The organism is Polaromonas sp. CG_23.6 (genome assembly GCF_029892315.1).
GTDB lineage: Bacteria > Pseudomonadota > Gammaproteobacteria > Burkholderiales > Burkholderiaceae_C > Polaromonas.
In genome coordinates this window covers 157,085-180,712 of the sequence record NZ_JARXUY010000001.1, presented here as the reverse complement: position 1 = coordinate 180,712, position 23,628 = coordinate 157,085, and the positions used below count along the sequence as shown (strand labels likewise).

Genomic DNA, 23,628 nt, shown 5'->3' with positions numbered 1-23,628 from the left:
ATCCGCCCAAAACCCTGTTTGTACCGCCGCTGCCAACAGCTACTTTTTAACCCGACGTGCTGGTGACCTGCAGCGCGCTCGATCTGGCCAGCGCCATGGTCAAGACCGAACCCAAACTGATCGCCGAAGTGTTCTTGCCCAGCACCGCTGCCTAGAACCGGAGGACTCAAATTCAGCCACCACCGCCGCCTTGCCAGCCTGAAAGAATAGGTGCTGATTGACATGGACACGCGCAGCACCGACTGTTTGCGCAAGCGCGATAACGGGTTGTGGGTGCTGCACCCTTTTGCCCGGGGCGGCAAGGTGGCGCTGGAACTCAGCGCGGCGCAGTTGTTTGTGGAAGTGCCAGAAATCTGATTGCTATCATATTAATAGCTTTATGTGCCCGTGCTGTATGCGCAAGAGGCAGTTTTGATGCTCAAACCAGGCTCTTGCGCAGCCAGTCAGCAAACGCCGCGCATTCCCAGCGGTCCATGGTGCCGGTGCGCCAGCACAGGTAGTGCGCATGCGGGCTGGGCACCTTGCGGCTGAAAACTTCGTTGGTGTCCAGCCGTACCAGCGAGCCGTTTTCCAGCCAGGGTGCGCCCAGCTTCAGGCGCACCAAAGCAATGCCCATGCCGGCAGCGGCGCAGTCGCACATCAGGCCGATGTCGTTGAACTGCGAGCCTTCGACCGGCTCGGGCCAATCCAGCTTGTTGGCGGCAAACCAGATGCGCCAAGGCTCCAGCGGGGAGCGCAACAGGTTTTCGCCGAGCAGGTCTTCTGCTGCCTCGAACGGACCATGCTCACGAACGAAAGAAGGGGAGGCCAGCGGCGTGACTTCGTCGTTCAGCAGGCAGACATGCTCCAGGTCGGCATAGCGGCCGGTGCCGAAGCGCACGATCAGGTCGGATTCTTCGGCCACCACGTCCAGCAGTGGAATCGACACCTGCAGCGTCAGGTCGATCTCGGGGTAGGCGTCGGTGAACTGGCGCAGGCGCGGAATCAGCACGGAGCGCGCAAACGTCGGCGTGACCGCCAGGCGCAGCTTGCGTTTGCCCGGCGTGGCGCTCTGGCCGGCCGTGCCGGGAAACTTCTGCAGCGTGGCCAGGCCTTCGCGCACATGCGCCAGGTATTCGCTGCCCTCGGTGGTCAGTGAAAAATCGGCCCGGCCAAACAACTTGGTGCCGATGATCTGCTCCAGCTGCTTGACCCGGTGGCTGACGGCGCTGGGTGTGACACACAATTCTTCGGCCGACAGGGTGACGCTGCGCAACCGCGCCAGCGCTTCAAACGTCAGCAGGCACTGGATCGGCGGTATGCGCTTGGCGGCCGCGCTGGGCACTGCGTAGGCCTCCATCGGCACAGGTCCCCGCACAAAGGGCGGGACGCCCGTCTGTGCGGAAGGAGTTTCAGCAGTTGCCATGCGGTGTGCCTATTTGAAAATCACGGTTTTGTGGCCGTTCAGCACCACGCGGTGTTCGCTGTGCCATTTCACGGCTCTAGCCAGCACCTGGCTTTCGGTGTCCCGGCCCATCGCCGTCAGGTCGTCCACGGTCATGCCGTGGTCGGCCCGGGCCACATCCTGCTCGATGATCGGCCCCTCGTCCAGGTCGGCGGTCACGTAGTGCGCCGTGGCGCCTATCAGTTTTACGCCCCGGTCGTGCGCCTGGTAATAGGGTTTTGCCCCCTTGAAACTGGGCAGGAAAGAATGGTGGATGTTGATGGCCCGGCCAGCGAGTTTCTTGCACAGGTCGTTCGACAGGATCTGCATGTAGCGCGCCAGCACCACCAGCTCGGCGCCTTCGGACTCGATGATCTCCAGCTGTTTCGCCTCGACCTGCGCCTTGGTGGCGGCGCTGACCGGCAGGTGGTGAAACGGAATGTTGTAGCTGGCCGCCAGCTGGTAGAACTCGCGGTGGTTGGAGACGATGGCGCGCACATCCACCGGCAGCAGGCCCGATTTCCAGCGAAACAGCAGGTCGTTCAGGCAGTGGCCTTCCTTGCTGACCAGAATCACGGTGCGCATCGGCTGCGCGCTGTCGTGCAGTTTCCATTTCATCTGCAAGGGCTCGGCGAAGGTTTTCAGCCGGCTGGAGAGTTCTTCGTGGGCGAGCTGGACGCAGGCAAACTGCACGCGCATGAAAAACAGTCCCGTGCCCTGGTCGTTGTACTGCGCCGCCTCTTCAATATTGCCGCCATGCTCGAAAAGAAAGCCCGATACGGCATGCACGATGCCCCGGCGGTCAGGGCATGAAAGGGTCAGGATATAAGCGTGATTCATAAGCGGTGAATTGTCGCAGGTGGCCTGTGTTTGCCGCGCTGGCGGCCGATTTTTGCACTGCGCCACCGTGCAAGAGTGCCAGAATGCCAGAATGCAGTTTCAACCCGCATTCGCCGGCTTCATTTTTCACCGCACCTTGGGAGACTCGATATGGCTTATCAGAACTTCAACATGGACCACCAGTGGCTGCCGTTCACGCCCAACCGCAGCTTCATGAAAGACCCGCGCATTTTCGTGGCCGCCGACGGCATGCATTTCACGACGCATGACGGCCGCAAAGTGATTGACGGCATTTCCAGTCTTTGGTGCGTCACCGCCGGCCACAACCGCAAGCCGATCAACGAAGCCATCAAGAAGCAGCTCGACACGCTCGACTACGCCACCGCCTTCCAGGCCAGCAACGACCAGGCCTTCAAGGCCGCTGAAATGATCGCTGGCATGGCGCCGGGCGATTTGAACAAGGTGCTGTTTTGCAACTCCGGTTCGGAGGCTGCCGACACCTCGCTGAAAGTGGCGCTGGCCTACCACCGGGCGCGTGGTGAAGGCCACCGCAATGTGTTCATCGGCCGGGAAAAGGGCTACCACGGCGTCGGGTTCGGAGGCATGAGCGTGGGCGGCATTCCGGCCAATCGCAAGGTGTATGGCGCGGCCCTGCTGCCGCGCGTGGACCACCTGCGCTTCATCCATGACCCGGTCAGCCATGCCTACATCAATGGCGTGGAGCCTGAATGGACCGAAGACCTGCTGCTGGAGCTGGAAAACCGCATCCTGCCACTGCATGACCCCAGCAACGTGGCCGCCGTGATCGTCGAGCCGATTTCCGGCAGTGCCGGCTGGTACCTGCCGCCCAAGGGCTACCTGAAGCGACTGCGCGAGATTTGCGACAAGCACGGCATCTTGCTGATCTTTGACGAGGTGATCACCGGCTTTGGCCGCCTTGGGTGTAACTTTGGCGCCGACTACTACGGCGTCGTGCCCGACATGCTGAATTTTGCCAAGGGCGTGACGAATGGCGTGATTCCGCTGGGCGGCGTGATCTGCACCGACCGCATCTACGACGCCATGATGAAAGGCAGCGCCAACAGCCCGGAATACGCTGTGGAGTTCTTCCACGGCTACACCTATTCAGGCCATCCGGTGTCCTGCGCAGCGGCGATTGCCACGCTGGAGCTGTTCCAGCAGGAAAACCTGTTCGAGCGCGCCGGCCAGATGGGCAAGGTGCTGGGCGACGCGATGCACGGCAGCCTCAAGGGGCTGCCCAATGTCATCGGCATTCGCACCCTGGGGCTGGCCGGTGCCGTCGAACTGGCCCCGGTGGCAGGTAGCCCGGGCAAGCGCGCCTACGACATCTTCATGGAATGCTTCCACAACGGCGTCATGGTGCGGCCCGCCGGCGAGAACGTGGTGGTCTGCCCGCCCTTCATCGTCGAGAAAGAACACATCGACCGCATCGTCAATGTGGTGGCCGACGCCGTTCGCAAACACGCCTGAGTCCCCACGCGGCGCAATCAACGGTTTTGTCGATGCTATGTTTTAAATAGCATTGACATGTCTTGAACAGTGCGCAAAGGCTTGATTTGGTCAAGAATCAGGATGGCTGTCCGCATCTTCAGCCAAGTGCATCCTGGCCGAGCTGCTTTTTGTGAACGATGAAGTACTGCTTGATTGCGTCAGTAAACCCCGTTCGCAGGTGGCTGGTGCGCTCAAGCAGGCCCACGTCGCGTTCAAGCACCACGCCGGGCAGGGGAATGATCATCAAACCCCGGTCACTTGACCAGTCCACGTTCGCCAGCTTCGGCACGATGGCAATGCCGAAACCCTGGCGCACAATTTCCATGATGGCCTCGAACGAATTGAGTTCCATGGCATCGGTCGGGTTGACATGGCACTGCCGCAAGACCTCGCTCACCAGATAACCTGTCCAGGTGGTTTTGTCGAAGCGGATGAAGGGGCTGTTGCGGAGCATTTCGATTGGATCGTCAGACCGGTCGAAGTGCGGGTGGCGAGGCGCGATCAACACCATGGGTTCGCGGTAGAGCGGTGTCCAGACCAGGTTCGAGGGCAGCGCATGTGGTGACCTGATCACCACCGCGCCGTCCAGCTGACCGTGTTCCACCTTGCGCATGAAGTCGTCAGACTGGCCGGCAAGCAGACGTACCTCCAGACGCGGATACTGTTTTTTGATGGTCCACAGCGCATCGGCAAACGACCCCATCAACGCCGAGATCAGCGCCCCCATCACAACGGTACCCGACAGTCCGTCGTTGTCTCTGCCGGCTGCCAGTGCCTCATGGCGCAGCACCAGGTCCTGAATGGCCGGCACCAGCTTGCGCCCGGCCGGGTTCAGCACCACCGAACGCTTGGCCCGGTCAAACAACTGCTGGTTCAAGTCTTCCTCCAAGCTGCGTATCTGCAGGCCAATGGCTGCCGGCGTCAGGCCAATGGCATGGCCGGCTGCCGCAAAGCTACCGTGCTGAACCACTGCCAGAAAAGTTTTGAAGGTCCGTACTGAACGCATTTTGTTTCCAGTTCTTGAAAGGGCAGGTGTCGCCCCGTGAACACCGCGAGATAAATAAATACTTTACTTTCAGGAAATTATTACTGGCTTTTATTTTCTATTGGCCAAATCAAAAATACGCCCATGCATAAAACTCTCAAAGTGAAGGTATGGCGCGGCAAAGAAGCCGGTGGGTTCACGGCATACGACGTGCCGCGCAACGAAAGCCAGACCGTGCTGGATGTCGTGACCTATATCCAGCGCCATCTGGAGCCTTCGCTGAGCTACCGGTTTGCCTGCCGCGTGGGCATGTGCGGCTCTTGCGCCATGACCGTCAATGGCAAGGCGCGCTGGACCTGCCGGACGCACATTTCCAAGGTGGCGCCCGACGGCGAACTGGAAATCGCGCCGCTGTCGAACCTGCCGGTGATCAAGGACCTGGCCACCGACATGAGCGAATTCTTTGACAAATGGGCGCGTGCCAAGGGGCAGTTCAAGGGCGAACTGACGCGCGACGCGCCTTTCGCCAAGGTCGAGCCGGCGTCGCCGGAACGCAAGGCGGCCGACGCCGGCATTGAATGCATCGGCTGTGGCATTTGTTACGCGTCTTGCGACGTGGTGAGCTGGCAGCCTGACTACCTGGGTCCGGCGGCGCTCAACCGCGCCTGGACGCTGGCCAACGACGTGCGGGACGTGCAGCAGGTCGAACGGCTGCGAGCGGTGGCCGGCGACGCGGGCTGCCATTCCTGTCACACGCAGGGTTCCTGCACCGAACGCTGTCCCAAGCAGCTCGCCCCGACGATGTCGATTGCCGGCCTCAAGCGCAAGGTGGCCAGGGCGGCCGTGCGGGGCGAGCTGTGAGCGCCACCCAGGCATCCGGGGTGGCGCAGGCCAAGCGCTGGTACTGGCAGCGGATCAGCGCCATGGTGCTGGCGCTGTGCGTGCTGGTGCATCTGGCGGTCATGATTTACGCCGTGCGCGGCGGGCTCAGCGCCGGGGAAATCCTGGGCCGCACGCAGGGCAACTGGGGCTTTGCCGTGTTTTACGCCGTGTTTGTCGTGGCCTGCGCGGTGCATGTGCCCGTCGGCGTGGCCAACATTGCCCGTGAGTGGTGGGGCCTGGGGGAAGGTGCTGCGCTCTGGCTCTCGCGGGCCTTCGGGCTGCTGCTGCTGGTGATGGGCCTGCGTGCCGTGGTGGCGGTCGTGGCGGCATGAAGCGCCGCAACGACCAGCGCGCCCGTGCGCATCCAGCCTACTGGGCTTTCCTGATGCATCGCCTGTCGGGCCTGGGCCTGGCGGCATTTCTGCCACTGCATTTCTGGGCGCTGGGCCAGGCCTTGCAGGGGGCCGCCGCGCTGGACGGTTTTCTGCGTTTCGCCGACCAGGGGCTTTTCAAGTTTGCCGAATGGGGCCTGGTGGTCCTGCTGGCGCTGCACATGATGGGCGGCGTGCGCCTGCTGCTGATCGAGTTCGGCAGTGCCTCGGGTCTGCGCAAAGACTGGATTGCGGGTGCTGCAGGTTTCGCTGCCGCTGCCGGAATGGCTTTTGCCCTGTCACTCTTTTCCTGACTTTCACGGGCTTTTCCTGACTTTTCCAGGCTGTGCTGTAGGCCTGCTTTTCAATAACAAGGAGACAACGACATGACCTTCAACCGACGTTCAGCCCTGGGCCGCGTTTTTGCCGCAACCGTCGTCACGGCTGCCGCATGGGGCGCCATGCCCGCCACGGCGCAAGAACGCTGGCCCGTCAAGCCGGTGCGCCTGGTCGTTCCCTTTTCGCCGGGCGGCTCAACCGATGTGGTTGCACGCATGATCGGCCAGAAGCTTTCGGTGCTCTGGGGCCAGCCGGTGGTTGTCGAAAACCGCGCCGGGGCTGGCGGCAACCTGGGTGCGGACATGGTGGCCAAATCGCCGGCCGACGGCTACACGCTGCTGATGGCCTCGGGCAGCATCACCATCAATCCGCACATCTACAAAAACATGTCTTTTGACACCAGGAAAGACCTGGCGCCCATCACGAATGTGGCAAGCGGGCCGATGTTGCTCGTGGTGCCTGACCGCGCGCCGGTCAAGAGCGTGAAAGAATTGATCGCCTTGGCCAAGGAATCGCCAGGTGCGCTCAACTTCGGCTCTGCCGGCGTAGGCAGCCAGGTGCATCTGGCCGGCGAAAACTTTGCCGATGCCGCCCGCATCGAAATCAGGCATGTGCCTTACCGGGGCGAATCGGTTGCCTACAACGACCTGATTGCGGGTCAGATCCAGATGATGGTGGGCAATTTTGCCGCGGCTTCTGCCTTGCTGGGCCCGGGACGGCTGCGCGCGTTGGCCGTGACGGGCAAGCAGCGTTCAGCGCAACTGCCTGACGTTCCCACCGTGGCCGAAAGCGGCCTGCCGGGCTTCGAAAACACTGGCTGGTTCGGTTTTCTGGCGCCCGCCGGCACGCCCCAGGGCATTCTTTCCAAAATACAGATCGACACGGCCAAGGTGCTGGCCGAGTCTGACACCAAGGCGCGCCTGTTCGTGCAGGGAATGACCCCGGTGGGCAACACCCCGGCCGAATTTTCAAAGGCCATGGATGCCGAGTCCATGCAATGGGCCACCCTCGTGAAAAACCGCAAGATAACCACCGACTGACAAGAGAAAAACCCGATGAAGATTGATTTGCAAGCGGTCGAAGACGCCGCCATGACGCTGTACATCCGCGCGCTCAAGATGCTGCCGCCCGATGTCAAGGCCGGGCTGGACCGGCTGACCCGGACTGAAACCGCCGCCACCGCCCAAAGCGTGCTGGCAACCATGGTGACCAATATCCAGGTCGCCGAGGCCACCGACAACCTGCTGTGCCAGGACACCGGCATTCCCATCTACAACCTGCTGATCGGCTCGAACGTAGAGGTGGACGGCCACGCGCTCAAGCAGGCGATACGCCGGGGCTGCGAACGTGCCACCCGCGAACATCCGCTGCGCTCCTCGGTGGTGCATCCTTTGACGCGCAAGAACAACCACACCTCCTGCGGCATTGAGGTGCCTGTCATTCACATTGATTTCAGCCCGACGCCCGACCTGCTGGACATCGAAATGATCCCCAAGGGCAGCGGCTCGGAAAACAATTCCTTCCTGAAAATGGCCATTCCGGCCGAGGGCATCGACGCCATCAAGACCTTTGTGATCGACTGTGTGTTGGCAGCCGGCGGCAAGACCTGCCCGCCAACCATCGTCGGCGTGGGCCTTGGCGGCACATCCGACCTGAGCGTGGCGCTGGCCAAGCGCGCGGCCACGCGCGAACTGGGCAGCCGCTGCAGCGATCCGGAAGGCGCCCGGCTGGAAGAGGCGCTGTCTGCCGCAGTCAACCAGCTGGGCGTGGGACCGCAGGGCCTGGGCGGCGACTCGACGGCGTTCGCGGTGCAGATCGAGCTGGCCTCGACACACATCACCATGAACCCCATCGCCGTCAACATGCAGTGCCATTCGGCGCGGCGCGCCCGCGCAACGTTCACGCCTGCAGGCGTGACCTACGGCTATTAGGACTTTTTCAGGAATTAAGCATGGCGCATCACGAACTCTCCACGCCGGTCACCGAGGCGCAAATCCGTCAGCTGCGCATCAACGACACGGTCACCCTGCAAGCCACGCTGTTCGGCATCCGCGATGCGACGCAGATCCACATGTTCGACCATGGGCGCCAGGCCAGGTTCGACATGCACGGCCATGCCGTGATCCATACCGCGCCGAATGTGCAGAAGGTTGAGAAATCTGCTGAATACCCGGCCGGCTACCGGCCGATCTGCATTGGCACGACGACTTCCGACCGCATGGAGCGCTTCACCCGGCCGCTCATGACCGACTACGGCGTGCGCATGGTCATCGGCAAGGGCGGCCTGCGTGACGGCTCGCTGTCTGCATTCAGGGAGCTGGGCGGCGTCTACCTGGCCATTGTCGGCGGTACCGCCGCGCTGGAAACCACCTGGATCGAGCAGATCGAAGACGTCGACATGGACGATTTGAACCCCGAGTCGCTCTGGAAATTCAGGATTCGCAATTTCGGCCCGCTGCTGGTGGCAATGGACAGCCATGGCGGCAGCCTGTATGACGAGCTCAAGCAAAGCACGGCAGGCAACAGGGCCGCAGCGCTGGCCAGCCTGGGAGTGACGGCATGAACATCAAACGACTGCAGACCGACATCCTGATCCTGGGCTCCGGCGGCGCCGGCCTGTTTGCCGCCCTGCATGCGCACCAGACGGCGCCCGACCTGTCGATCACCGTCGCCGTCAAGGGCCTGCTCGGAAAATGCGGCTGTACCCGCATGGTGCAGGGCGGCTACAACGTCGCGCTGGCCGCCGGCGATTCGGTCGAGCGGCATTTCATGGACACGATCGAAGGCAGCAAGTGGCTGTCGGACCAGGACCTGGCCTGGACGCTGGTGACCAAGGCGGTCGAGCGGGTGCACGAGCTTGAAAACGAGCTGGGCTGCTTTTTCGACCGCAACCCCGATGGCACCGTGCACCAGAAAGCCTTTGCCGGCCAGACCTTCGACCGCACCGTGCACAAGGGCGACCTGACGGGCATCGAGATCATCAACCGGCTGTCCGAACAGGTCTGGTCGCGCGGCATTGCCCGGCTTGAAGAGCACCGCGCCATCGAGCTGATCAAGACAGCCGATGGCAGCGCCTTGGCGGGCGTGCTGATGATCGACATGCGGGACGGCGGCTTCGTGTTCGTGCAGGCCAAGGCCGTGCTGCTCGCCACCGGCGGCGGCCCGACCATGTACAAGTACCACACCCCTTCCGGCGACAAGTCCTGTGACGGCCTGGCGATGGCGCTGCGGGCCGGCCTGCCGGTGCGCGACATGGAAATGGTGCAGTTCCACCCCACCGGCCTGCTTGCCGGCACGGGCACGCGCATGACCGGCACGGTGCTGGAAGAGGGCTTGCGCGGCGCGGGCGGCTACCTGCTCAACGGCGACGGCCAGCGCTTCATGGACCGCTACGACCCGAGGCTGGAGCGCGCGACGCGCGACATCGTGTCACGCTCCATTTTTTCCGAGATGCGCGAAGGCCGCACGTCGCCGAATGGCGGCGTGTACCTCCAGATGTCGCATCTCGGGCCGGAGAAGGTGCGCAAGCAGTTCAAGGGCATGGTCGAGCGTTGCGGTGATTGCGGTTTCGATCTGGCAGGCGGCCTGGTGGAAGTGGTGCCCACCGCCCACTACATGATGGGCGGCGTGGTGTTCAAAGCCGACTGCACCACGGCGCTGACCGGTTTGTTTGCCGCTGGCGAAGACACGGGCGGTGTGCACGGCGCCAACCGCCTGGGAGGCAACGGCGTGGCCAATTCCACGGTGTTTGGCGGCATCGCCGGCGACAGCATGGCGGCCTGGGTAAAAAGCCAGGGCCGCCTGCGCGAACCGGACGAAGCGGCGATCGGGCAAAGCATGGCATCGCACCTGGCGCCGTTTTCACAGGCGCCCGGAGACATCGAGGCGATTCGCGAGGCCCTGTTCGACTGCATGTGGCAAGACGTCGGCATCTTGCGCACTGCACAAGGCCTGCAGCGCGCACTCGTTACCCTGAACGCACTTGACGAACGGCTATCGGGCATTGGCGTGGCCGATGGCGACCGCGCCTTCAACCTGAGCTGGCACGACTGGCTCAACCTGAAAAGCCTGATCGCCGTGGGCCGCGTGATCGCGACTTCTGCTCTGGCCCGCGAAGACTCGCGCGGCGCACATTTCCGCGAAGACCATCCGCACACCGGCGACCTCGAAGGCTCCAGCTACATCGTCGTGACGCAGGACGGCCAGGCGCTGTCGATGCGCCGCGAACCGGTTCACTTCACCCGCGTCGTGCCTGGCCAGACGATCCTGCAAGAGGAGGATGCAATCGTTTCTTGAAACGCTTGAACAAGGCGCCCCGTGCGCGTTGACCTTTTCATGGCAGGCCAGCCGGTTGGCGCCCGAATTTCTAATCTGAACAACAGGAGACGTCGTGCATTCCATCCCGTATACCCTGGTCCTGTGGGCCGGTCTGTCTGCCATCGCACCTCAGGCAAGCTCCCAAACCCACCCCTACCCCGATCGCCCGGTCACGCTGATCGTGCCCTTCAGCGCCGGGGGCGATGCCGATGTCGCTGCGCGCAATCTGTCCGTCGTGGTGCAACGCACCCTGGGCCAGAGCCTGATCGCCGTGAACCGGGCGGGCGCGGGCGGGGCCATTGGTTCCCTTGCAGTGCAGGGCGCCAAACCCGACGGCTACACCCTGCTGCTCGCCCGTGTGGGCTCGCAGGTCGTCCTGCCGGCACTGCAAAAGGGGCTGGACTACAGGTGGGACAGCTTCACTTTCCTTGGCCTGCTGGAATTGAATCCGGTGGTCTGCGCAGTGCGCAGCGAATCGGCCTACAAGACCATGGCGGACCTGGTCAATGCGCTGCGCGCCAATCCTGGCAAGCTCAACTACAGCACCACTGGCCCTGCGACGATCCTGAACTTTGGTCCCCAACTGTTGTTCGATGTGCTCAAGCTCGGCAAGAACGCCGCTGTGCCGGTGGCCTACAAGGGCGGTGGTGAAGCGGCCATGGCTGTGCTGTCGGGCGATGTGGATTTCAGTTGTGGAAACCTCACGTCGATGATCGGCAATATCAAGGGCGGCAAGCTGCAGGCGCTGATGACCACGACGCCAGAACGACTCAAGGATCTGCCAGACGTGCAAACAGCGCGCGAGGCAGGTTATCCGGAACTTGAAACGGTCATTGGCTGGAGCGCGCTGTATGGCCCGCCTGGCCTGGACAAGGAAATCACAAACCGCTGGGTGAACACACTGGCTGCTGCCGCGCAGGATGCCCAGTGGACTGCCGCGACTGAAAAAGCCGGCAGCATTCCGCGGGTGATGAAGCCCGCTGACACCAGAAAATTCGCTTCCGACCAGTACCAGGTGTATGAACGCCTGGGCCGCGAACTCCAGATTGAATTGAAATAAAAGGCCGATACATGAACACCGCTTCCCGCAACCGTGGCTGTGATGCCCTGATCCAGTCGCTCAAGACAGCCGGCGTGCGCCGAATCTTCACGCTTTCGGGCAACCACATCATGCCGATTTACGACGCCGCGTTCAATTCGGGAATCGAGCTCATCCACACGCGCCACGAAGCCAGCGCCGTGCACATGGCCGATGCCTATGCGCGCATCACCGGCGAGGTGGGTGTGGCGCTGGTCACCGGAGGCCCCGGCCATGGCAATGCGGTGTCTGCGCTGTACACCGCGCAGATGGCCGAATCGCCGGTCGTTTTGCTGTCTGGCCATGCGCCGAACAACCAGCATGGACTGGGCGCTTTTCAGGAAATGCGCCAGGCCGAGATGGCGGTGCCGGTGACAAAGGCCGCCTGGACATGCGCCGGGCCGGACCAGCTCGCCGGCGACATTGCCAGGGCGATCCGTATTGCGCGATCGGGCAGGCCCGGGCCGGTGAACCTGAACCTGCCCACGGACGCGCTCGATGACCTGGCCGAGGCACCGGCGCTGGTGGCCGATGCCTTCGAGCCCGAAACCATGGCGTTGGACTGGGCCACCGCCAGCGACCTGATGCAGCGCCTGTCCCAAGCCAAGCGTCCCATGATCCTTGCCGGCCCGGCCTGCATGACCCGCCCGGGCCGCGCGATGCTGGCTGCACTGGAAGCGGCCAGCGGTGTGCCGGTGATCGGCATGGAAAGCCCACGCGGCATCGCCGATGCCAGCCTGGGTGCTTTTGCACAGATGCTGGCGCAGGCCGACTGCGTGCTGCTGGTCGGAAAAAGGGTGGACTTCACGCTCAAATTCGGCAAGGCTCCGGCCTTGTCGGCACAAACCATCGTGCATCAGGTGGATGCCGAACCGGCCGAAATCGAACGCACACGCAACGCGCTCGGTGCGCGTCTGCACGTCACAGCGCTGGCCGATGCTTTCTCGTCGCTGTCGGCATTGACGCAGGCGGCTTCCAGCGGCGCCCCGTACGCATGGCTCGCCGACGTGCGCGGGGCGGTCGCCTACCGTCCGCCTGAATGGGACAGCGTGACATCGGAACTGACCGGCAAGCTTCATCCCGTGCAAATGCTCAGGCCGCTGCAAGCGCTGCTCGACAGCCATCCCGAATCGGTGCTGGTGTGCGATGGCGGTGAAATAGGACAGTGGGCGATGGCTTGCCTGAACGCGCCGCACCGGGTCAACAACGGCGTGGCGGGCTCGATCGGCTCGGGTCTTGCGTATGCCCTGGCCGCGCGTTGCGCGCAGCCGCAAGCGCCGGTGGTGGCGGTGATGGGGGACGGCACGGTCGGATTTCATATCGCTGAATACGACACGGCCATGCGCTACGGACTGCCTTTTGTGTCGGTGGTTGGCAACGATGCGCGCTGGAATGCCGAATACCAGATCCAGTTGCGCGACTACGGTGCGGACCGGCTGGTGGGCTGCGAGCTTCGTCCGATGCGCTATGACGCTGTCGTGCAGGCATTCGGCGGTCATGGCGAACTGGTGACCGAGCCGCAGGCGATGGCGTCGGCTGTACAGCGTGCCCAGGCCAGCGGCCTGCCGGCCTGCCTGAACGTGATGATCGAGGGAGTGCCTGCGCCGCAGATCAAGTATTGAAGGGGCCATGTGTGTCAAGCAATGGCGTTTTACCCCGACAGCAGCAGGTTTGTGCGCCTGTGTTGTGATGCCCTCAGACGGCTGGCTGCAGCGACAATGCTGGCGCTCACGGCGCCCGCCTGCCAACGCAAGGCCGTGAGCGCGTGACCGACCTGCCCTGGCTTACGCTGCTGAGCGCCGCGCTGATCGTGACGGTTGCGTACACCGTGTACGGCCTGACCGGATTCGGCGCGGCGATCATTGCCATTCCGCTGCTGGCGCATTTCTTTCCCTTGCGCTTTGCCGTGCCGATGATGCTGGTGTTTGATCTTTTTGCCGGCTTGTTGCTGGGCCTGAAGAACCGCAAATACCTGGACCGAGGCGAATTGCTGCGCTTGCTGCCTTTTTTGCTGATCGGCATGGTGGTGGGTGTGACCTTGCTGGTACGGGTGAGCGAACGCTGGCTGCTGATGGTGCTGGGCATCTTTGTGCTCACTTACGCCAGCTGGAGCCTGCTGCGCAAGGCGGTGACTGCACCCATTTCGTCCCGGTGGGCCGTGCCCGCCGGAATGGTGGGTGGCGCGTTCACGGCGCTGTATGGCACGGGCGGGCCGGTTTACATGATCTACCTGGCGCGGCGCCTGCCCGACAAAACCGTGATGCGCGCGACCATTGGCGTGCTGATCTTCGGCACCGCCCTGATCCGGCTGGTGCTTTTCACCGGAAGCGGGTTTTACCGTCAGGACGGACTGCTGCCGCTGGCGTTTGCGTTGCTGCCGTGTGCGATTCTGGGTTATCTGGCGGGCAGCCATCTGCATGCGCGCATGCCTGCGGAACGCGTCATTCAGGCGGTGTGGGTGCTGTTGATCGCCGGCAGTACCAGCCTGCTGTGGCGCGGCCTGACCATGCCATGAGATCGGGATTTGCCGGGATGGAATATTTTGCAGCGGCTGAATGCCCGCTGGCTTCAACCCTGTTTGCCTGATGTCGCCGGTCCGGTGGACTGGCGCACCACCAGCGCCACGTCGATTTTGGTACTACGCTGGACCGACTCTCCGCGTATTGCGGCCACCAGACGGTCGGCCGCTGTGCTCCACATGGCTTGCGTGGGAACCCGCACGGTGGTCAGTGCGGGCTGCAGGTGCCGCGCCATCTCCAGGTCATCAAAACCCACGATGGACAGGTCGTGCGGCACCTGCAAGCCCAGGCTGGCCGCTTCCAGCATGGCGCCAAAGGCCAGCACGTCGTTGCCGCAGATCACCGCCGTGGGTGCTGGCTGGTGCGCCATCAGCTGGCGCAGCCCGTCTCGTGCATCGGCCAGCGCGTAGGCCCGTTCCGCCAGGCGCCCGGCTGGCAAATCCAGCCCGGCCGCCTGCAATGACCGACGCACGCCTTCGACCCGCTGCAATGCACGGTCATTGTCGAGCGTCACGCCGGCCAGCATGGCGATGTGGCGATGACCCAGATCGATCAGGTATTGCGTTGCCTGGGCCATGGCGGCAACATTGTCAAAGCCGACACTGATATGTTGGTTGTCCGGTGCATGGACCATCACATGGACACAGGGCAGGCTGCGTTGATCCATGAAGCGCAGCAGGTCGGGATGCTGGCTGAATCCGCACAGCACCAGCGCATCAGCCCCCCGGGTAACCAGGTTGATGGCCTGGCGCATTTCACTGGTTTTGTCATAACCGCTGGTGGCAATCAATAACTGGATGTCCGACTGCGCCAGGCGGCGCTGGAGCGAATCAATCGCAGTGGCAAAGATGGCATTGTCCACGGTCGGAAACACAGCGCCGACCGTGCCGGAACGCCGCAGCATCAGCGCACGCGCACCGGCATGTGGCACATAGCCCAGCTGTGCCACAGCTGCAGTGACTTTCTTTCGCAAGGATTCGCTAACCGACTCGGGCCGGTTCAGGACGCGTGACACCGTCGCGGTCGATACGCTTGCCAGGCGGGCGACATCGTCAATGGTGGGGTGGCTATTTTCAGGCGTAGTCATAGGATTTAAATGTACGCGCTTACAGCTTTAATTTTGACTTGTCAGTAACCGGGTTTACTCTAATAAATGAACGGTCACACCTTATTGACAGCCAATGGTCGAGCGTCGAATAATGAAAGCGCTTACAAATCAATTCGGGAGAGTTTGGTGACATCTGCGAAAACCGTTCAGCCCTTGGCCGCCAGCCCTTCCATTGAGAAGGGCCCCCTGCTTTTTTCGTGGAGCCGAGGGTTGTTGCGTGTACTGCTGACCTTGGGCATTCTGGTTTTGATTTGGTGGGGACTGACCGATGGCTCGGGCCTGATTTCTCGCATGCGGTTTCCAGCGCCGGCTGAAACCCTGGCCGCCTGGAAACAGATCGTGTTCGAGGGCTACAGCAGTGCACGCTGGCACGAGCATGTGCTGCGCAGCGTGCGGCTCGTCACGATGGGTTTTGTGGTGGCATCTACCCTGGGCGTGGTGCTGGGGCTGGCAATGGGCGCCAGCCGAACGGTGGAGGCGCTGGCCAACCCGGCTTTCCTGTTTTTGCGCCCGATTCCGCCACTGGCCTGGATTCCGCTGGCCATCGTGTGGCTTGGATTGGGCGATGCCGCAAAGGTGATGGTGATTTTCGTGGCCGCCTTTGTGCCTTCGGTTATCAACACTTTCAGCGGCGTACGCCAGATTGAGCGTCCACTGCTGGAGGCCAGTGCCATGCTGAATATCACCGGTTGGCGCTACTGGAAAGAGGTGCTGATTCCCGGGGCGATGCCCAGCATTTTCACCGGGCTGCGACTGTCATTGCAGGCGTCGTGGACCACTCTGGTGGCGGCTGAACTGGTGGGTGCCATCGCGGGTCTGGGGCAAATCCTGAACCAGGGCGCGCAGGACATTTACCCGCCCATGATCCTGGTCGGAATGATGAGCGTGGCCCTGACCGGCTGGCTTATGACGCTGGGCCTGGGCTGGCTGGAGAAAAAAGTGATGCCATGGAGGAACACGTAAATGCTGCAATCCCCTTTGCCCGCAGGCCGCTTCTGGGCCCTGAGTCTGGCGGGCGCCACCGGATTTTTCTTGCTCTGGTCCGCCATGGCCTTGTCGGGATTGGTGCCGCGCACTTTTTTGCCCGCGCCGTGGGAAATCTTCTCGCGCCTGATCGAGTTGACGCATGAGCCGTTTGCGGGCTACACGCTGCAAATGCATCTGCTGTCCAGCCTGAAACGATTTGCCATGGGTTTCATTCTGGCGGTGTGTGTCGGCATCCCGCTGGGATTGCTGATGGCCTGGTTTCGCTGGGTGGACAAGATTGTCGGGCCTTTGTTTGAAGCTGTGCGATTTGTCGCGCCGATTGCCTGGGTGCCTTTTGCCGCACTGTGGTTTGGCACCGGCATTGGCGGGCCAATCCTGATCATTTTCATGGGGGCACTGCCGCCGGTACTGATCAACACCTACCGCGGCGCCAAATATGTGGACCGCAAATACATCGAAGCTTCCAGCATGCTGGGCGCAGGACCCTGGCGCGGCATCACGCAGGTAATGCTTCCTGCAGCCGTTCCATCCATTGTGTCTGGCCTGCGCATCTCTGCCGGTCTGGCCTGGCAATCGCTGGTGGGTGCGGAACTGATTGTGGCGTCCAGCGGGGTCGGTTACCTGATGGTCAAGGGGCAGGCTGGCTTGTCTACCGCCACGGTGATGAGCGGCATGATCGCCATCGGCCTGGTGGGACTGGTCATTGATGTGCTGCTGCAGCGTCTGCAGAAGACGATTGAAACCCGTCGTGGACTGTAAACACGGCCTCAAAAAACTTTAGCCCAGGAGACCTATGGCCATCATTCATTTCAACAACGTGGAGCGCACCTTTCACCAGGGCAACCAGGACTTTGTTGCGCTCAAGGGCGTCAACCTGGAGGTCGGCGACCGCGAGTTTGTCGCTGTCGTCGGGCCGTCGGGCTGCGGTAAAACTACTTGCATGCGCATGGCGGCAGGACTTGAACACCCCACGGGCGGCCATGTGATGGTGGACAACGAAGTGGTCACTCGCCCCGGTCCAGACCGTGCGGTGGTGTTCCAGCAATTTGCGCTTTTCCCCTGGAAAACCGTCTGGGACAACATCGAGTTCGGTTTGCATTCGCTGGGTATCGCGGCGCCCGAAAGGAAAAAACGCATCGAGCAATACATCGATCTGATGGGATTGAAGGGCTACGAAAAGGCTTTTCCGCATCAGCTCTCGGGTGGCATGCAGCAGCGGGTGGCGATTGCCCGAGCCTATGTGCTGGACCCCAAGGTGTTGCTGATGGATGAGCCCTTTGGCGCGCTTGATGCCCAGACGCGCGTGGTGATGCAGGAAGAACTGGTACGCCTGGCACGCAAGCATCCGCGCACCGTGCTGTTTATCACCCATGCGGTGGAAGAGGCGGTTTACCTGGCCGACCGCGTCGTGGTGATGTCGCGCCGGCCGGGCACGATCCGGGAAATCATCGACATCAAATCCATTCGTGAAGCCGAGGGTTGGGACGCCCTGCCGCGCATCGAGGACGTCATGGACCAGCCCACTTTTGTTCACCTTCGCACCCAGATATGGAAATTGCTCCGCGACCAGCATGAAGCGGCAATCCATTGATACCGGCACCGGATTTTTGTACTTATAACTCCAGGAGATTCCCATGAAAACTTTTTTGCGCAACACCTTGCTGGGCACCCTTGTCGCCAGCGCCACGCTGTGCGCCCAAGCGCAGGCACCACTCACCGAAATCAAGGTCAGCTACCAGCCGGCGTTGTACTGGTCCTTGCCGTTTTTTGTTGCCGCAGAGAAGAACTGGTGGGCTGAAGTGGGGCTCAAGCCGGTGTTCAGCATCTTCCCGGCCGGTGTACCGCAGATGGCTGCTGCTGCGGCCAAGTCATGGGATGTGGGCGGAACAGGTTCTGTGCCGGCTGTGCTGGGCCACATGCGCTTCGGCATTAAAACCATTGGCCTGACCAATGACGAATCGGACGCCAACACCCTGATGGTCAGCAAGGAAATGGCCGATCAGTTCTCCAAGAATCCGGCATCGATCAAAGGCCAGACGATTTTGCTCACCAGCAATTCAACCGGAGATTTTGCCGTTCAGGCGTGCCTGAAAAAGTACGGGCTGACCAAGCAGGACGTGATGATCAAGAACATGGGCCAGTCCGAAATCATCTCGGCGCTGGCTTCGGGCGGCGCCAACCTGGCCGGACTCTGGGCGCCCAACACCTATTCGGTGGAAGAAAAGGCTGGCGCTGTACAACTTTGCTCGGGCAAGGATGGCGGCGCCATTGTGCCGGGTGCGCTGGTGGCACGCAGTGAGTACGCCGAGCAGAATCCCGAGGAAGTTGCGAAATTTCTCGCCGTTTACCTGCGCGCCTGGTCGTGGATGAATGCCAACCGGCCAGAAGCGTTGGTCATGATGCGCAAATTCTATGAACAGGGCGGCGTCAATGTCTCCGACGCTTCGCTGCAAAAAGAGTTTGCCAAGCGACCGACCTTCAGCCTGGAGCAGCAGCTTGCCCATATGGACCGCAGCCGGGGTACGTCCGACATGGACAGCTGGTTTGGGCAAATTGCCACCTTCATGCGCGGCACCGGCGCGATCAACACCACACCGCCGGGCACTGACTACATCACCGATGTCTATATGAAGCGTGTCAACACAAACCCCAAATTGCGCGAGTTTGCCAACCGCAGCCAGTAAGTCACCCAAAGCACCTTCATGCGTGTCATGGAGGTGCTTTTTAAAGCCTGAATTTGTAAGCGCTTTCAAATGAGGTTGACGGCGTTTTTGTTTGATTGAATTTTTATTGACCGCCCTAAGGAGATTGAAATGACTGTGACCTACCTGAAAAAAGCCGACAAGACGCCGGAAACAGAAACAGCCAGTGCCCAGCAAGTTGTAACCACCATGCTCGGCGAGATTGGTGTCAACGGCGAGTCGGCGGTGCGCGCCTATGCCAAAAAGCTCGACCAGTGGGATGGCGAGATCGTGGTGAGCCGCGCCGAGATCGAGCGGCGCAGCGCCGAGGTGCCTGACCAGGTGCGGCGGGACATTGATTTTGCGATCAAGCAGGTGAGCGACTTTGCGCTGGCGCAGCGCCGTTCGCTGAATGAATTTTCGGTGGGTCTGCATCCGGGCGTGACCGCCGGGCAACGGGTATTGCCGGTCAATGTGGCCGGTTGTTACGCGCCTGCCGGGCGTTATGCGCACATCGCCTCGGCCTATATGGGCGTGGCCACGGCCAAGGCGGCAGGGGTGAAAACCATCATCGCCTGCTCGGGGCCGTTTCGTGGGGGTCCGATGCATCCGTACCTGTTGTACGCCTTCGACCGGGCCGGTGCCGATGTCATCATGACGCTGGGCGGCGTGCAGGCCATCGCCACGATGGCCTATGGCCTTTTCACGGGTCAGCCTGCGGATGTCATTGTCGGACCCGGTAACAAATTCGTTGCCGAAGCCAAACGCACCCTGTTTGGCAAGGTCGGCATCGACGTGTTCGCCGGTCCGTCAGAGGTCGGCGTCATTGCAGACGACAGCGCTGACGCGGCCATCGTTGCCAGTGACCTGGTCGGCCAGGCTGAACATGGCCATGAGTCACCGGCCTGGCTGTTCACCACTTCCCGGGCACTGGCCGAGCAGGTGATGCAACGGGTGCCCGAGTTGATTGACAAACTGCCGCCTACAGCGCGTGACGCCGCCGGCAGCGCCTGGCGCGATTACGGCGAAGTGATCTTGTGCGACACCCGGGAGGAGGTGGCAGAAGTGTCAGACCGATACGCCAGCGAACACCTGGAAGTGCATGCCCGCGATCTTGACTGGTGGCTGGACAACCTGACCTCCTATGGCTCGCTGTTCCTTGGCGAGGAAACCACGGTGGCCTTTGGTGACAAGGCCAGCGGCCCCAACCATGTGCTGCCGACCAAGGGCGCGGCGCGCTACTCAGGCGGCCTGTCTGTTCACAAGTTTATGAAAACCCTGACGTGGCAGCGCATGACACGCGAGGGCGCCCGCAACATTGGCGAAGTCACTGCGCGCATTTCACGCCTGGAAGGCATGGAGGCCCATGCCCGAACGGCAGACGACCGGCTGGCCAAATACTTTCCCGGTACTGCGTTCGACCTGGGCGAGCCGGTGTCGGTATGAGCATTGCGCAACTGTTCGACCTGTCGGGCCGGCGGGCGCTAATAACGGGCGGCAATTCCGGCATCGGAGAAGCCATGGCCCGTGCGCTGGGACTGGCGGGCGCGCAGGTGCTGCTGGTGGCGCGCCGCCAGCCCGAACTCGACGCTGCCGCCGCACGCCTGCGGGCCGAAGGAATCACTGCCACCACCCTGGCGGCGGATCTGGCCGATGCCGCCGCGCTCCAGGAGGTTGCGGTTGCAGCCGAATCGTTGCTGGGCGGCGTTGACATCCTCGTCAACGCCGCCGGCATCAACCTGCGTCAGCCTTTTCTGGAAGTCACGCCAGAAAGCTGGGCAATACAGCTGGCGCTGCATCTTTCCGCACCGTTTTTTCTGACGCAGGCGCTCGCGCCCGGCATGAAGGACCGCCGCTGGGGCCGCGTTATCAATATCGCTTCGCTTCAAAGCTGGCGTGCTTTTGCCAACAGCGCGCCGTATGGCGCCGGCAAGGGCGGCGTGGTGCAGCTGACACGCGCCATCGCCCAGGCGTGGTCGCCGCACGGCATCACCTGCAATGCCATCGGTCCGGGATTTTTTCCGACTGCGTTGACGGCCGCTGTGTTTGACAACCCGGAACTGGCTGAGCGCAATGCCGCGCAAACCTGTATCGGGCGCAACGGAGAACTGACGGACCTGCATGGCGCAACCGTGTTTTTGGCCAGTGAGGCCAGCGCCTATATCACCGGGCAGACGCTGATGGTCGATGGCGGCTTCACTGCGCGTTGAAAAACTGAAATAGGAGTTATTTGATGAAAGCGCTGGTCTACACCCAACCCAATGAACTGCAACTGCAGGAACTCCCACGACCCGAATTGGCCGATGGTGAAGTGGTGCTCAAAATTGATGCGGTCGGCATCTGTGGCTCCGACATGCATGCGTGGCATGGCCACGACCCCCGGCGCAAACCGGGACTGGTGCTGGGCCACGAGTTTGTCGGCACGGTGGTTGAATCGGCGGCAGTTGGTTTTAAGCCAGGCACGCGATTTACCGGCAATCCGCTGATTACCTGTGGTGTCTGCGACTACTGCGTGCAGGGCCGCAACAACCTGTGTTCCAACCGCACCATGGTGGGCATGACCCGGCCCGGTGCTTATGCCGAGTACATGAGCATTCCGGCTGCCTCCCTCATCGCCATGCCGCAAGACATGTCCGATGTGGCAGCTGCGTTGACCGAACCAGCGGCCACGGCCTGGCACGCCGTCAACCTGTCGCTGCGCGTGCTGCCGCGACCGGTGCATGAATGCCGCGTGCTGGTGATCGGCGGCGGCGCCATCGGCATGCTGGCCGCCTTGCTGCTCAAGCACCTGGGCGTCGTCCGGCTTACCCTGAGCGAGCCCAATTCCCTGCGGCGTGAGGCTGTGCAAACCCATGTCGGCTGTGAAACCCTGGACCCGCGCCAACAGACTCCCGCTGAAAACCAGTACGACTATGTGCTTGACGCGGTGGGCGCCAAGGTGACGCGCCAGCAGGCCTTTGTCGCCATCCGGCCCGGTGGCGTGGTCATGCATGTGGGCCTGCAGGACTGGGCCAGCGAAATCGACATGCGCAAGCTGACATTGTCTGAAATCACGCTGCTGGGCACCTACACCTACACCACCGCCGACTTGCGCGCCACGGTGACCGCCCTGCATGCGGGCGTGTTCGGAGACCTCGCCTGGGTTGAGGAACGGCCCATGGCGCAGGGGCAGCGCACCTTTCAGGACCTTGATGAAGGCCGCGCTGCATCGGCCAAGATCGTCTTGCGACCCTGAGAGGCAACGGCCGCCCCTGGCTGTCCGGGGGACTGCACCAAGCTACTTGCCGGCTGCAGGCCACTGCGCCTTCAATTCGGCGCAGTAGTCGGTTTCGGGCAATGCCGGCGTCGGCCAGACGCCGTCAAAAGCGTCAAGCCTGTCGGTGGCCGCACCATCGCCCGCGCGCAGTTGCAGTGATTTGGCCTTCACGTCGGCCCGCAGGTGTTGCGGCACGCCCAGGGCGCGGTCGGCATGGCCGTTGCCGGTCAGCAGCACCACGGTTTTGCCGGGCAGCAGCAACTGGTGAAGGGTAGCGGCCATGGTGATGTCCTTGGCAATCTGGATGCGCGTCATCGGCGTGATCTGGCTCTCGGGCAGCAAGTTGCAGTGGCCGAGACGGATGGCTTGCTGCTGCGCCTTCAGCGCCGGGCCGGGAAGCTGTCCATCCAGCTTGCTGTCATTCATGCTGGACGGCATCTGGTCGCGCGGCAGGTTGGCGCCAAGCACCGGCACGCCTGCGCGCACGGCGGTCATCACCGCAGGCCCGTAGGCGCTCCACGGCCAGGACTTGTCGTCCCATTTCAATGCCCTGCGCGCCTGCTCTTCGGTCGAACTCGGTTTGAGCTTCGCGGTGCTGACACCGACCTCGGCCATTTCCAGCGCCACGGCGGCCAGCAGACCCCGGCTCGCCAGGCTGGAGACGATTTGCTGCTCAATTTCATGGTGTGCCGGCGCATCATGCTGCTCGCCGACGAGCAGCACATCGGCGGGCAGCAAGGCCTCCAGCCGGGTCGCTGTCTGGGCAGCCGCACGGCTGCCGGTCTGTTCAATGATGGGCAGCTCGGGTCGACCGGCACAACCCGCTGTCATCAACGCGGAGGAAGCGGCCAGAAGTACGGCGAAATGGACGGGTGTAAAGAGTCTGGAAGTAAGCAGCATGGCCGAATACTAAAGCCTTGACTGGTGCGCTGCTGCGCGGTTGGCATCTGGCGGTCTTTTTGTCCGGGACCGTCACGGACATCACGGTGCTCTCGCTGCGGATGGACTCACCCAGTGGTCAGTGCAGGGAAACCGGCGTGTTTGCCAGGCCGCTGTAGCCTTCCAGCGTGTCCTCGACCTCTTCTTGCGTGGGCGTTTGCTTTTCCCAGCCGCTCAGGCGCTGCTGGAACATCTCTGCCCAGGAACCGTCAAGGTAAACCTGCTTGCCCGAGCGCTTGTCCACGATTTCATAGCCGTGGCGGGCCAGTTGGGGCACGGCCGGCCGGGGTGCCGAGTCTTCGGGCGCATTCGCGTGAATCTGTACCACCACAAATGATTCCGAGTCGTAAAGCAGTTGCATTGAAATATCCTTTGTCCGCAGATGGCCACG

25 protein-coding genes are annotated in these 23,628 nt (G+C 62.3%); 19 read left to right on the top strand and 6 right to left on the bottom strand.

Annotated features, from left to right (window positions below):
- Nucleotides 1-210: 210 nt before the first annotated feature.
- The gene (locus H4V98_RS00860) at nt 211-357 is read left to right on the top strand and encodes a hypothetical protein (RefSeq protein WP_196863412.1); all 147 of its coding nucleotides are present in this window, start codon (nt 211-213) and stop codon (nt 355-357) included.
- A 61-nt stretch (nt 358-418) separates the two neighbouring features.
- On the opposite strand, the gene H4V98_RS00855 is transcribed toward H4V98_RS00860, so the two are convergent.
- On the bottom strand, nt 419-1,339 hold the full coding sequence (locus H4V98_RS00855) for a LysR substrate-binding domain-containing protein (RefSeq protein WP_196863484.1): 921 nt from the start codon (nt 1,337-1,339) through the stop codon (nt 419-421).
- Nucleotides 1,340-1,414: 75 nt separating this feature from the next.
- A complete protein-coding gene (gene purU, locus H4V98_RS00850) occupies nt 1,415-2,263 on the bottom strand; it encodes a formyltetrahydrofolate deformylase (RefSeq protein ID WP_196863411.1) in 849 nt (282 codons plus the stop codon).
- A gap of 150 nt (nt 2,264-2,413) precedes the next feature.
- Between purU and H4V98_RS00845 the strand changes: the two genes are divergently transcribed.
- On the top strand, nt 2,414-3,754 hold the full coding sequence (locus H4V98_RS00845; protein WP_280757226.1) for an aspartate aminotransferase family protein: 1,341 nt from the start codon (nt 2,414-2,416) through the stop codon (nt 3,752-3,754).
- Between the two features lie 118 nt (nt 3,755-3,872).
- On the opposite strand, the gene H4V98_RS00840 is transcribed toward H4V98_RS00845, so the two are convergent.
- Nucleotides 3,873-4,781, bottom strand: a complete 909-nt coding sequence (locus H4V98_RS00840) for a LysR family transcriptional regulator (RefSeq protein ID WP_196863409.1) — start codon at nt 4,779-4,781, stop codon at nt 3,873-3,875.
- Between the two features lie 123 nt (nt 4,782-4,904).
- Here H4V98_RS00840 and H4V98_RS00835 point away from each other — a divergent pair, with 123 nt between their 5' ends.
- From H4V98_RS00835 to H4V98_RS00790, 10 genes are all read left to right on the top strand, one after another.
- The gene (locus H4V98_RS00835; RefSeq protein WP_196863408.1) at nt 4,905-5,621 is read left to right on the top strand and encodes a succinate dehydrogenase/fumarate reductase iron-sulfur subunit; all 717 of its coding nucleotides are present in this window, start codon (nt 4,905-4,907) and stop codon (nt 5,619-5,621) included.
- Between the two features lie 62 nt (nt 5,622-5,683).
- On the top strand, nt 5,684-5,974 hold the full coding sequence (locus H4V98_RS00830; RefSeq protein WP_196863483.1) for a succinate dehydrogenase: 291 nt from the start codon (nt 5,684-5,686) through the stop codon (nt 5,972-5,974).
- Nucleotides 5,971-6,327, top strand: coding sequence for a succinate dehydrogenase, cytochrome b556 subunit (gene sdhC, locus H4V98_RS00825; RefSeq protein WP_036806829.1), 357 nt, complete (start codon nt 5,971-5,973; stop codon nt 6,325-6,327). Before H4V98_RS00830 ends, sdhC begins: the two co-directional genes overlap by 4 nt.
- A gap of 72 nt (nt 6,328-6,399) precedes the next feature.
- The gene (locus tag H4V98_RS00820) at nt 6,400-7,392 is read left to right on the top strand and encodes a tripartite tricarboxylate transporter substrate binding protein (protein WP_196863407.1); all 993 of its coding nucleotides are present in this window, start codon (nt 6,400-6,402) and stop codon (nt 7,390-7,392) included.
- A 15-nt stretch (nt 7,393-7,407) separates the two neighbouring features.
- Nucleotides 7,408-8,283, top strand: coding sequence for a fumarate hydratase (locus tag H4V98_RS00815; protein ID WP_196863406.1), 876 nt, complete (start codon nt 7,408-7,410; stop codon nt 8,281-8,283).
- Between the two features lie 20 nt (nt 8,284-8,303).
- The gene (locus tag H4V98_RS00810) at nt 8,304-8,915 is read left to right on the top strand and encodes a fumarate hydratase C-terminal domain-containing protein (RefSeq protein WP_196863405.1); all 612 of its coding nucleotides are present in this window, start codon (nt 8,304-8,306) and stop codon (nt 8,913-8,915) included.
- Nucleotides 8,912-10,648: an FAD-binding protein gene (locus tag H4V98_RS00805; RefSeq protein ID WP_196863404.1), complete on the top strand. Its 1,737-nt coding sequence runs from the start codon at nt 8,912-8,914 to the stop codon at nt 10,646-10,648. Before H4V98_RS00810 ends, H4V98_RS00805 begins: the two co-directional genes overlap by 4 nt.
- Before the next feature lie 94 nt (nt 10,649-10,742).
- Entirely contained in the window at nt 10,743-11,729 is a 987-nt protein-coding gene (locus H4V98_RS00800; protein WP_196863403.1) for a tripartite tricarboxylate transporter substrate binding protein, read from the top strand.
- A gap of 11 nt (nt 11,730-11,740) precedes the next feature.
- On the top strand, nt 11,741-13,369 hold the full coding sequence (locus H4V98_RS00795) for a thiamine pyrophosphate-binding protein (RefSeq protein ID WP_280757225.1): 1,629 nt from the start codon (nt 11,741-11,743) through the stop codon (nt 13,367-13,369).
- A gap of 143 nt (nt 13,370-13,512) precedes the next feature.
- Nucleotides 13,513-14,262, top strand: coding sequence for a sulfite exporter TauE/SafE family protein (locus H4V98_RS00790; protein ID WP_280757224.1), 750 nt, complete (start codon nt 13,513-13,515; stop codon nt 14,260-14,262).
- A 53-nt stretch (nt 14,263-14,315) separates the two neighbouring features.
- Here H4V98_RS00790 and H4V98_RS00785 read toward each other — a convergent pair whose 3' ends face one another.
- Complete coding sequence (locus tag H4V98_RS00785; protein WP_280757223.1) at nt 14,316-15,353, bottom strand: LacI family DNA-binding transcriptional regulator; 1,038 nt, start codon at nt 15,351-15,353, stop codon at nt 14,316-14,318.
- A 147-nt stretch (nt 15,354-15,500) separates the two neighbouring features.
- Between H4V98_RS00785 and H4V98_RS00780 the strand changes: the two genes are divergently transcribed.
- From H4V98_RS00780 to H4V98_RS00750, 7 genes are all read left to right on the top strand, one after another.
- The gene (locus H4V98_RS00780) at nt 15,501-16,337 is read left to right on the top strand and encodes an ABC transporter permease (RefSeq protein WP_280757222.1); all 837 of its coding nucleotides are present in this window, start codon (nt 15,501-15,503) and stop codon (nt 16,335-16,337) included.
- Nucleotides 16,338-17,120: an ABC transporter permease gene (locus H4V98_RS00775; RefSeq protein WP_196863399.1), complete on the top strand. Its 783-nt coding sequence runs from the start codon at nt 16,338-16,340 to the stop codon at nt 17,118-17,120.
- Nucleotides 17,121-17,154: 34 nt separating this feature from the next.
- Entirely contained in the window at nt 17,155-17,952 is a 798-nt protein-coding gene (locus tag H4V98_RS00770) for an ABC transporter ATP-binding protein (protein ID WP_280757221.1), read from the top strand.
- A gap of 43 nt (nt 17,953-17,995) precedes the next feature.
- The gene (locus H4V98_RS00765; protein WP_280757220.1) at nt 17,996-19,045 is read left to right on the top strand and encodes an ABC transporter substrate-binding protein; all 1,050 of its coding nucleotides are present in this window, start codon (nt 17,996-17,998) and stop codon (nt 19,043-19,045) included.
- A 129-nt stretch (nt 19,046-19,174) separates the two neighbouring features.
- On the top strand, nt 19,175-20,488 hold the full coding sequence (gene hisD, locus H4V98_RS00760) for a histidinol dehydrogenase (protein WP_280757219.1): 1,314 nt from the start codon (nt 19,175-19,177) through the stop codon (nt 20,486-20,488).
- Complete coding sequence (locus H4V98_RS00755) at nt 20,485-21,252, top strand: SDR family oxidoreductase (protein WP_196863395.1); 768 nt, start codon at nt 20,485-20,487, stop codon at nt 21,250-21,252. The genes hisD and H4V98_RS00755 overlap by 4 nt, the downstream gene beginning before the upstream one ends.
- A 23-nt stretch (nt 21,253-21,275) precedes the next feature.
- Nucleotides 21,276-22,277, top strand: coding sequence for a galactitol-1-phosphate 5-dehydrogenase (locus tag H4V98_RS00750; RefSeq protein ID WP_280757218.1), 1,002 nt, complete (start codon nt 21,276-21,278; stop codon nt 22,275-22,277).
- Nucleotides 22,278-22,319: 42 nt separating this feature from the next.
- Here H4V98_RS00750 and H4V98_RS00745 read toward each other — a convergent pair whose 3' ends face one another.
- Complete coding sequence (locus tag H4V98_RS00745) at nt 22,320-23,198, bottom strand: ChaN family lipoprotein (RefSeq protein WP_280757217.1); 879 nt, start codon at nt 23,196-23,198, stop codon at nt 22,320-22,322.
- Between the two features lie 118 nt (nt 23,199-23,316).
- Nucleotides 23,317-23,598, bottom strand: coding sequence for a DUF3567 domain-containing protein (locus H4V98_RS00740; RefSeq protein WP_196863392.1), 282 nt, complete (start codon nt 23,596-23,598; stop codon nt 23,317-23,319).
- Nucleotides 23,599-23,628 lie beyond the last annotated feature (30 nt).

Coding starts and splice junctions, on each gene's coding strand:
- purU (WP_196863411.1), bottom strand. CDS start 2,263: ATGAATCACGCTTATATCCTGACCCTTTCATGCCCTGACCGCCGGGGC.
- H4V98_RS00805 (WP_196863404.1), top strand. CDS start 8,912: ATGAACATCAAACGACTGCAGACCGACATCCTGATCCTGGGCTCCGGC.
- sdhC (WP_036806829.1), top strand. CDS start 5,971: ATGAAGCGCCGCAACGACCAGCGCGCCCGTGCGCATCCAGCCTACTGG.
- H4V98_RS00855 (WP_196863484.1), bottom strand. CDS start 1,339: ATGGAGGCCTACGCAGTGCCCAGCGCGGCCGCCAAGCGCATACCGCCG.
- H4V98_RS00770 (WP_280757221.1), top strand. CDS start 17,155: ATGGCCATCATTCATTTCAACAACGTGGAGCGCACCTTTCACCAGGGC.
- H4V98_RS00830 (WP_196863483.1), top strand. CDS start 5,684: ATGGTGCTGGCGCTGTGCGTGCTGGTGCATCTGGCGGTCATGATTTAC.
- H4V98_RS00815 (WP_196863406.1), top strand. CDS start 7,408: ATGAAGATTGATTTGCAAGCGGTCGAAGACGCCGCCATGACGCTGTAC.
- hisD (WP_280757219.1), top strand. CDS start 19,175: ATGACTGTGACCTACCTGAAAAAAGCCGACAAGACGCCGGAAACAGAA.
- H4V98_RS00795 (WP_280757225.1), top strand. CDS start 11,741: ATGAACACCGCTTCCCGCAACCGTGGCTGTGATGCCCTGATCCAGTCG.
- H4V98_RS00740 (WP_196863392.1), bottom strand. CDS start 23,598: ATGCAACTGCTTTACGACTCGGAATCATTTGTGGTGGTACAGATTCAC.
- H4V98_RS00820 (WP_196863407.1), top strand. CDS start 6,400: ATGACCTTCAACCGACGTTCAGCCCTGGGCCGCGTTTTTGCCGCAACC.
- H4V98_RS00775 (WP_196863399.1), top strand. CDS start 16,338: ATGCTGCAATCCCCTTTGCCCGCAGGCCGCTTCTGGGCCCTGAGTCTG.
- H4V98_RS00785 (WP_280757223.1), bottom strand. CDS start 15,353: ATGACTACGCCTGAAAATAGCCACCCCACCATTGACGATGTCGCCCGC.
- H4V98_RS00845 (WP_280757226.1), top strand. CDS start 2,414: ATGGCTTATCAGAACTTCAACATGGACCACCAGTGGCTGCCGTTCACG.
- H4V98_RS00835 (WP_196863408.1), top strand. CDS start 4,905: ATGCATAAAACTCTCAAAGTGAAGGTATGGCGCGGCAAAGAAGCCGGT.
- H4V98_RS00750 (WP_280757218.1), top strand. CDS start 21,276: ATGAAAGCGCTGGTCTACACCCAACCCAATGAACTGCAACTGCAGGAA.
- H4V98_RS00745 (WP_280757217.1), bottom strand. CDS start 23,198: ATGCTGCTTACTTCCAGACTCTTTACACCCGTCCATTTCGCCGTACTT.
- H4V98_RS00755 (WP_196863395.1), top strand. CDS start 20,485: ATGAGCATTGCGCAACTGTTCGACCTGTCGGGCCGGCGGGCGCTAATA.
- H4V98_RS00810 (WP_196863405.1), top strand. CDS start 8,304: ATGGCGCATCACGAACTCTCCACGCCGGTCACCGAGGCGCAAATCCGT.
- H4V98_RS00765 (WP_280757220.1), top strand. CDS start 17,996: ATGAAAACTTTTTTGCGCAACACCTTGCTGGGCACCCTTGTCGCCAGC.
- H4V98_RS00840 (WP_196863409.1), bottom strand. CDS start 4,781: ATGCGTTCAGTACGGACCTTCAAAACTTTTCTGGCAGTGGTTCAGCAC.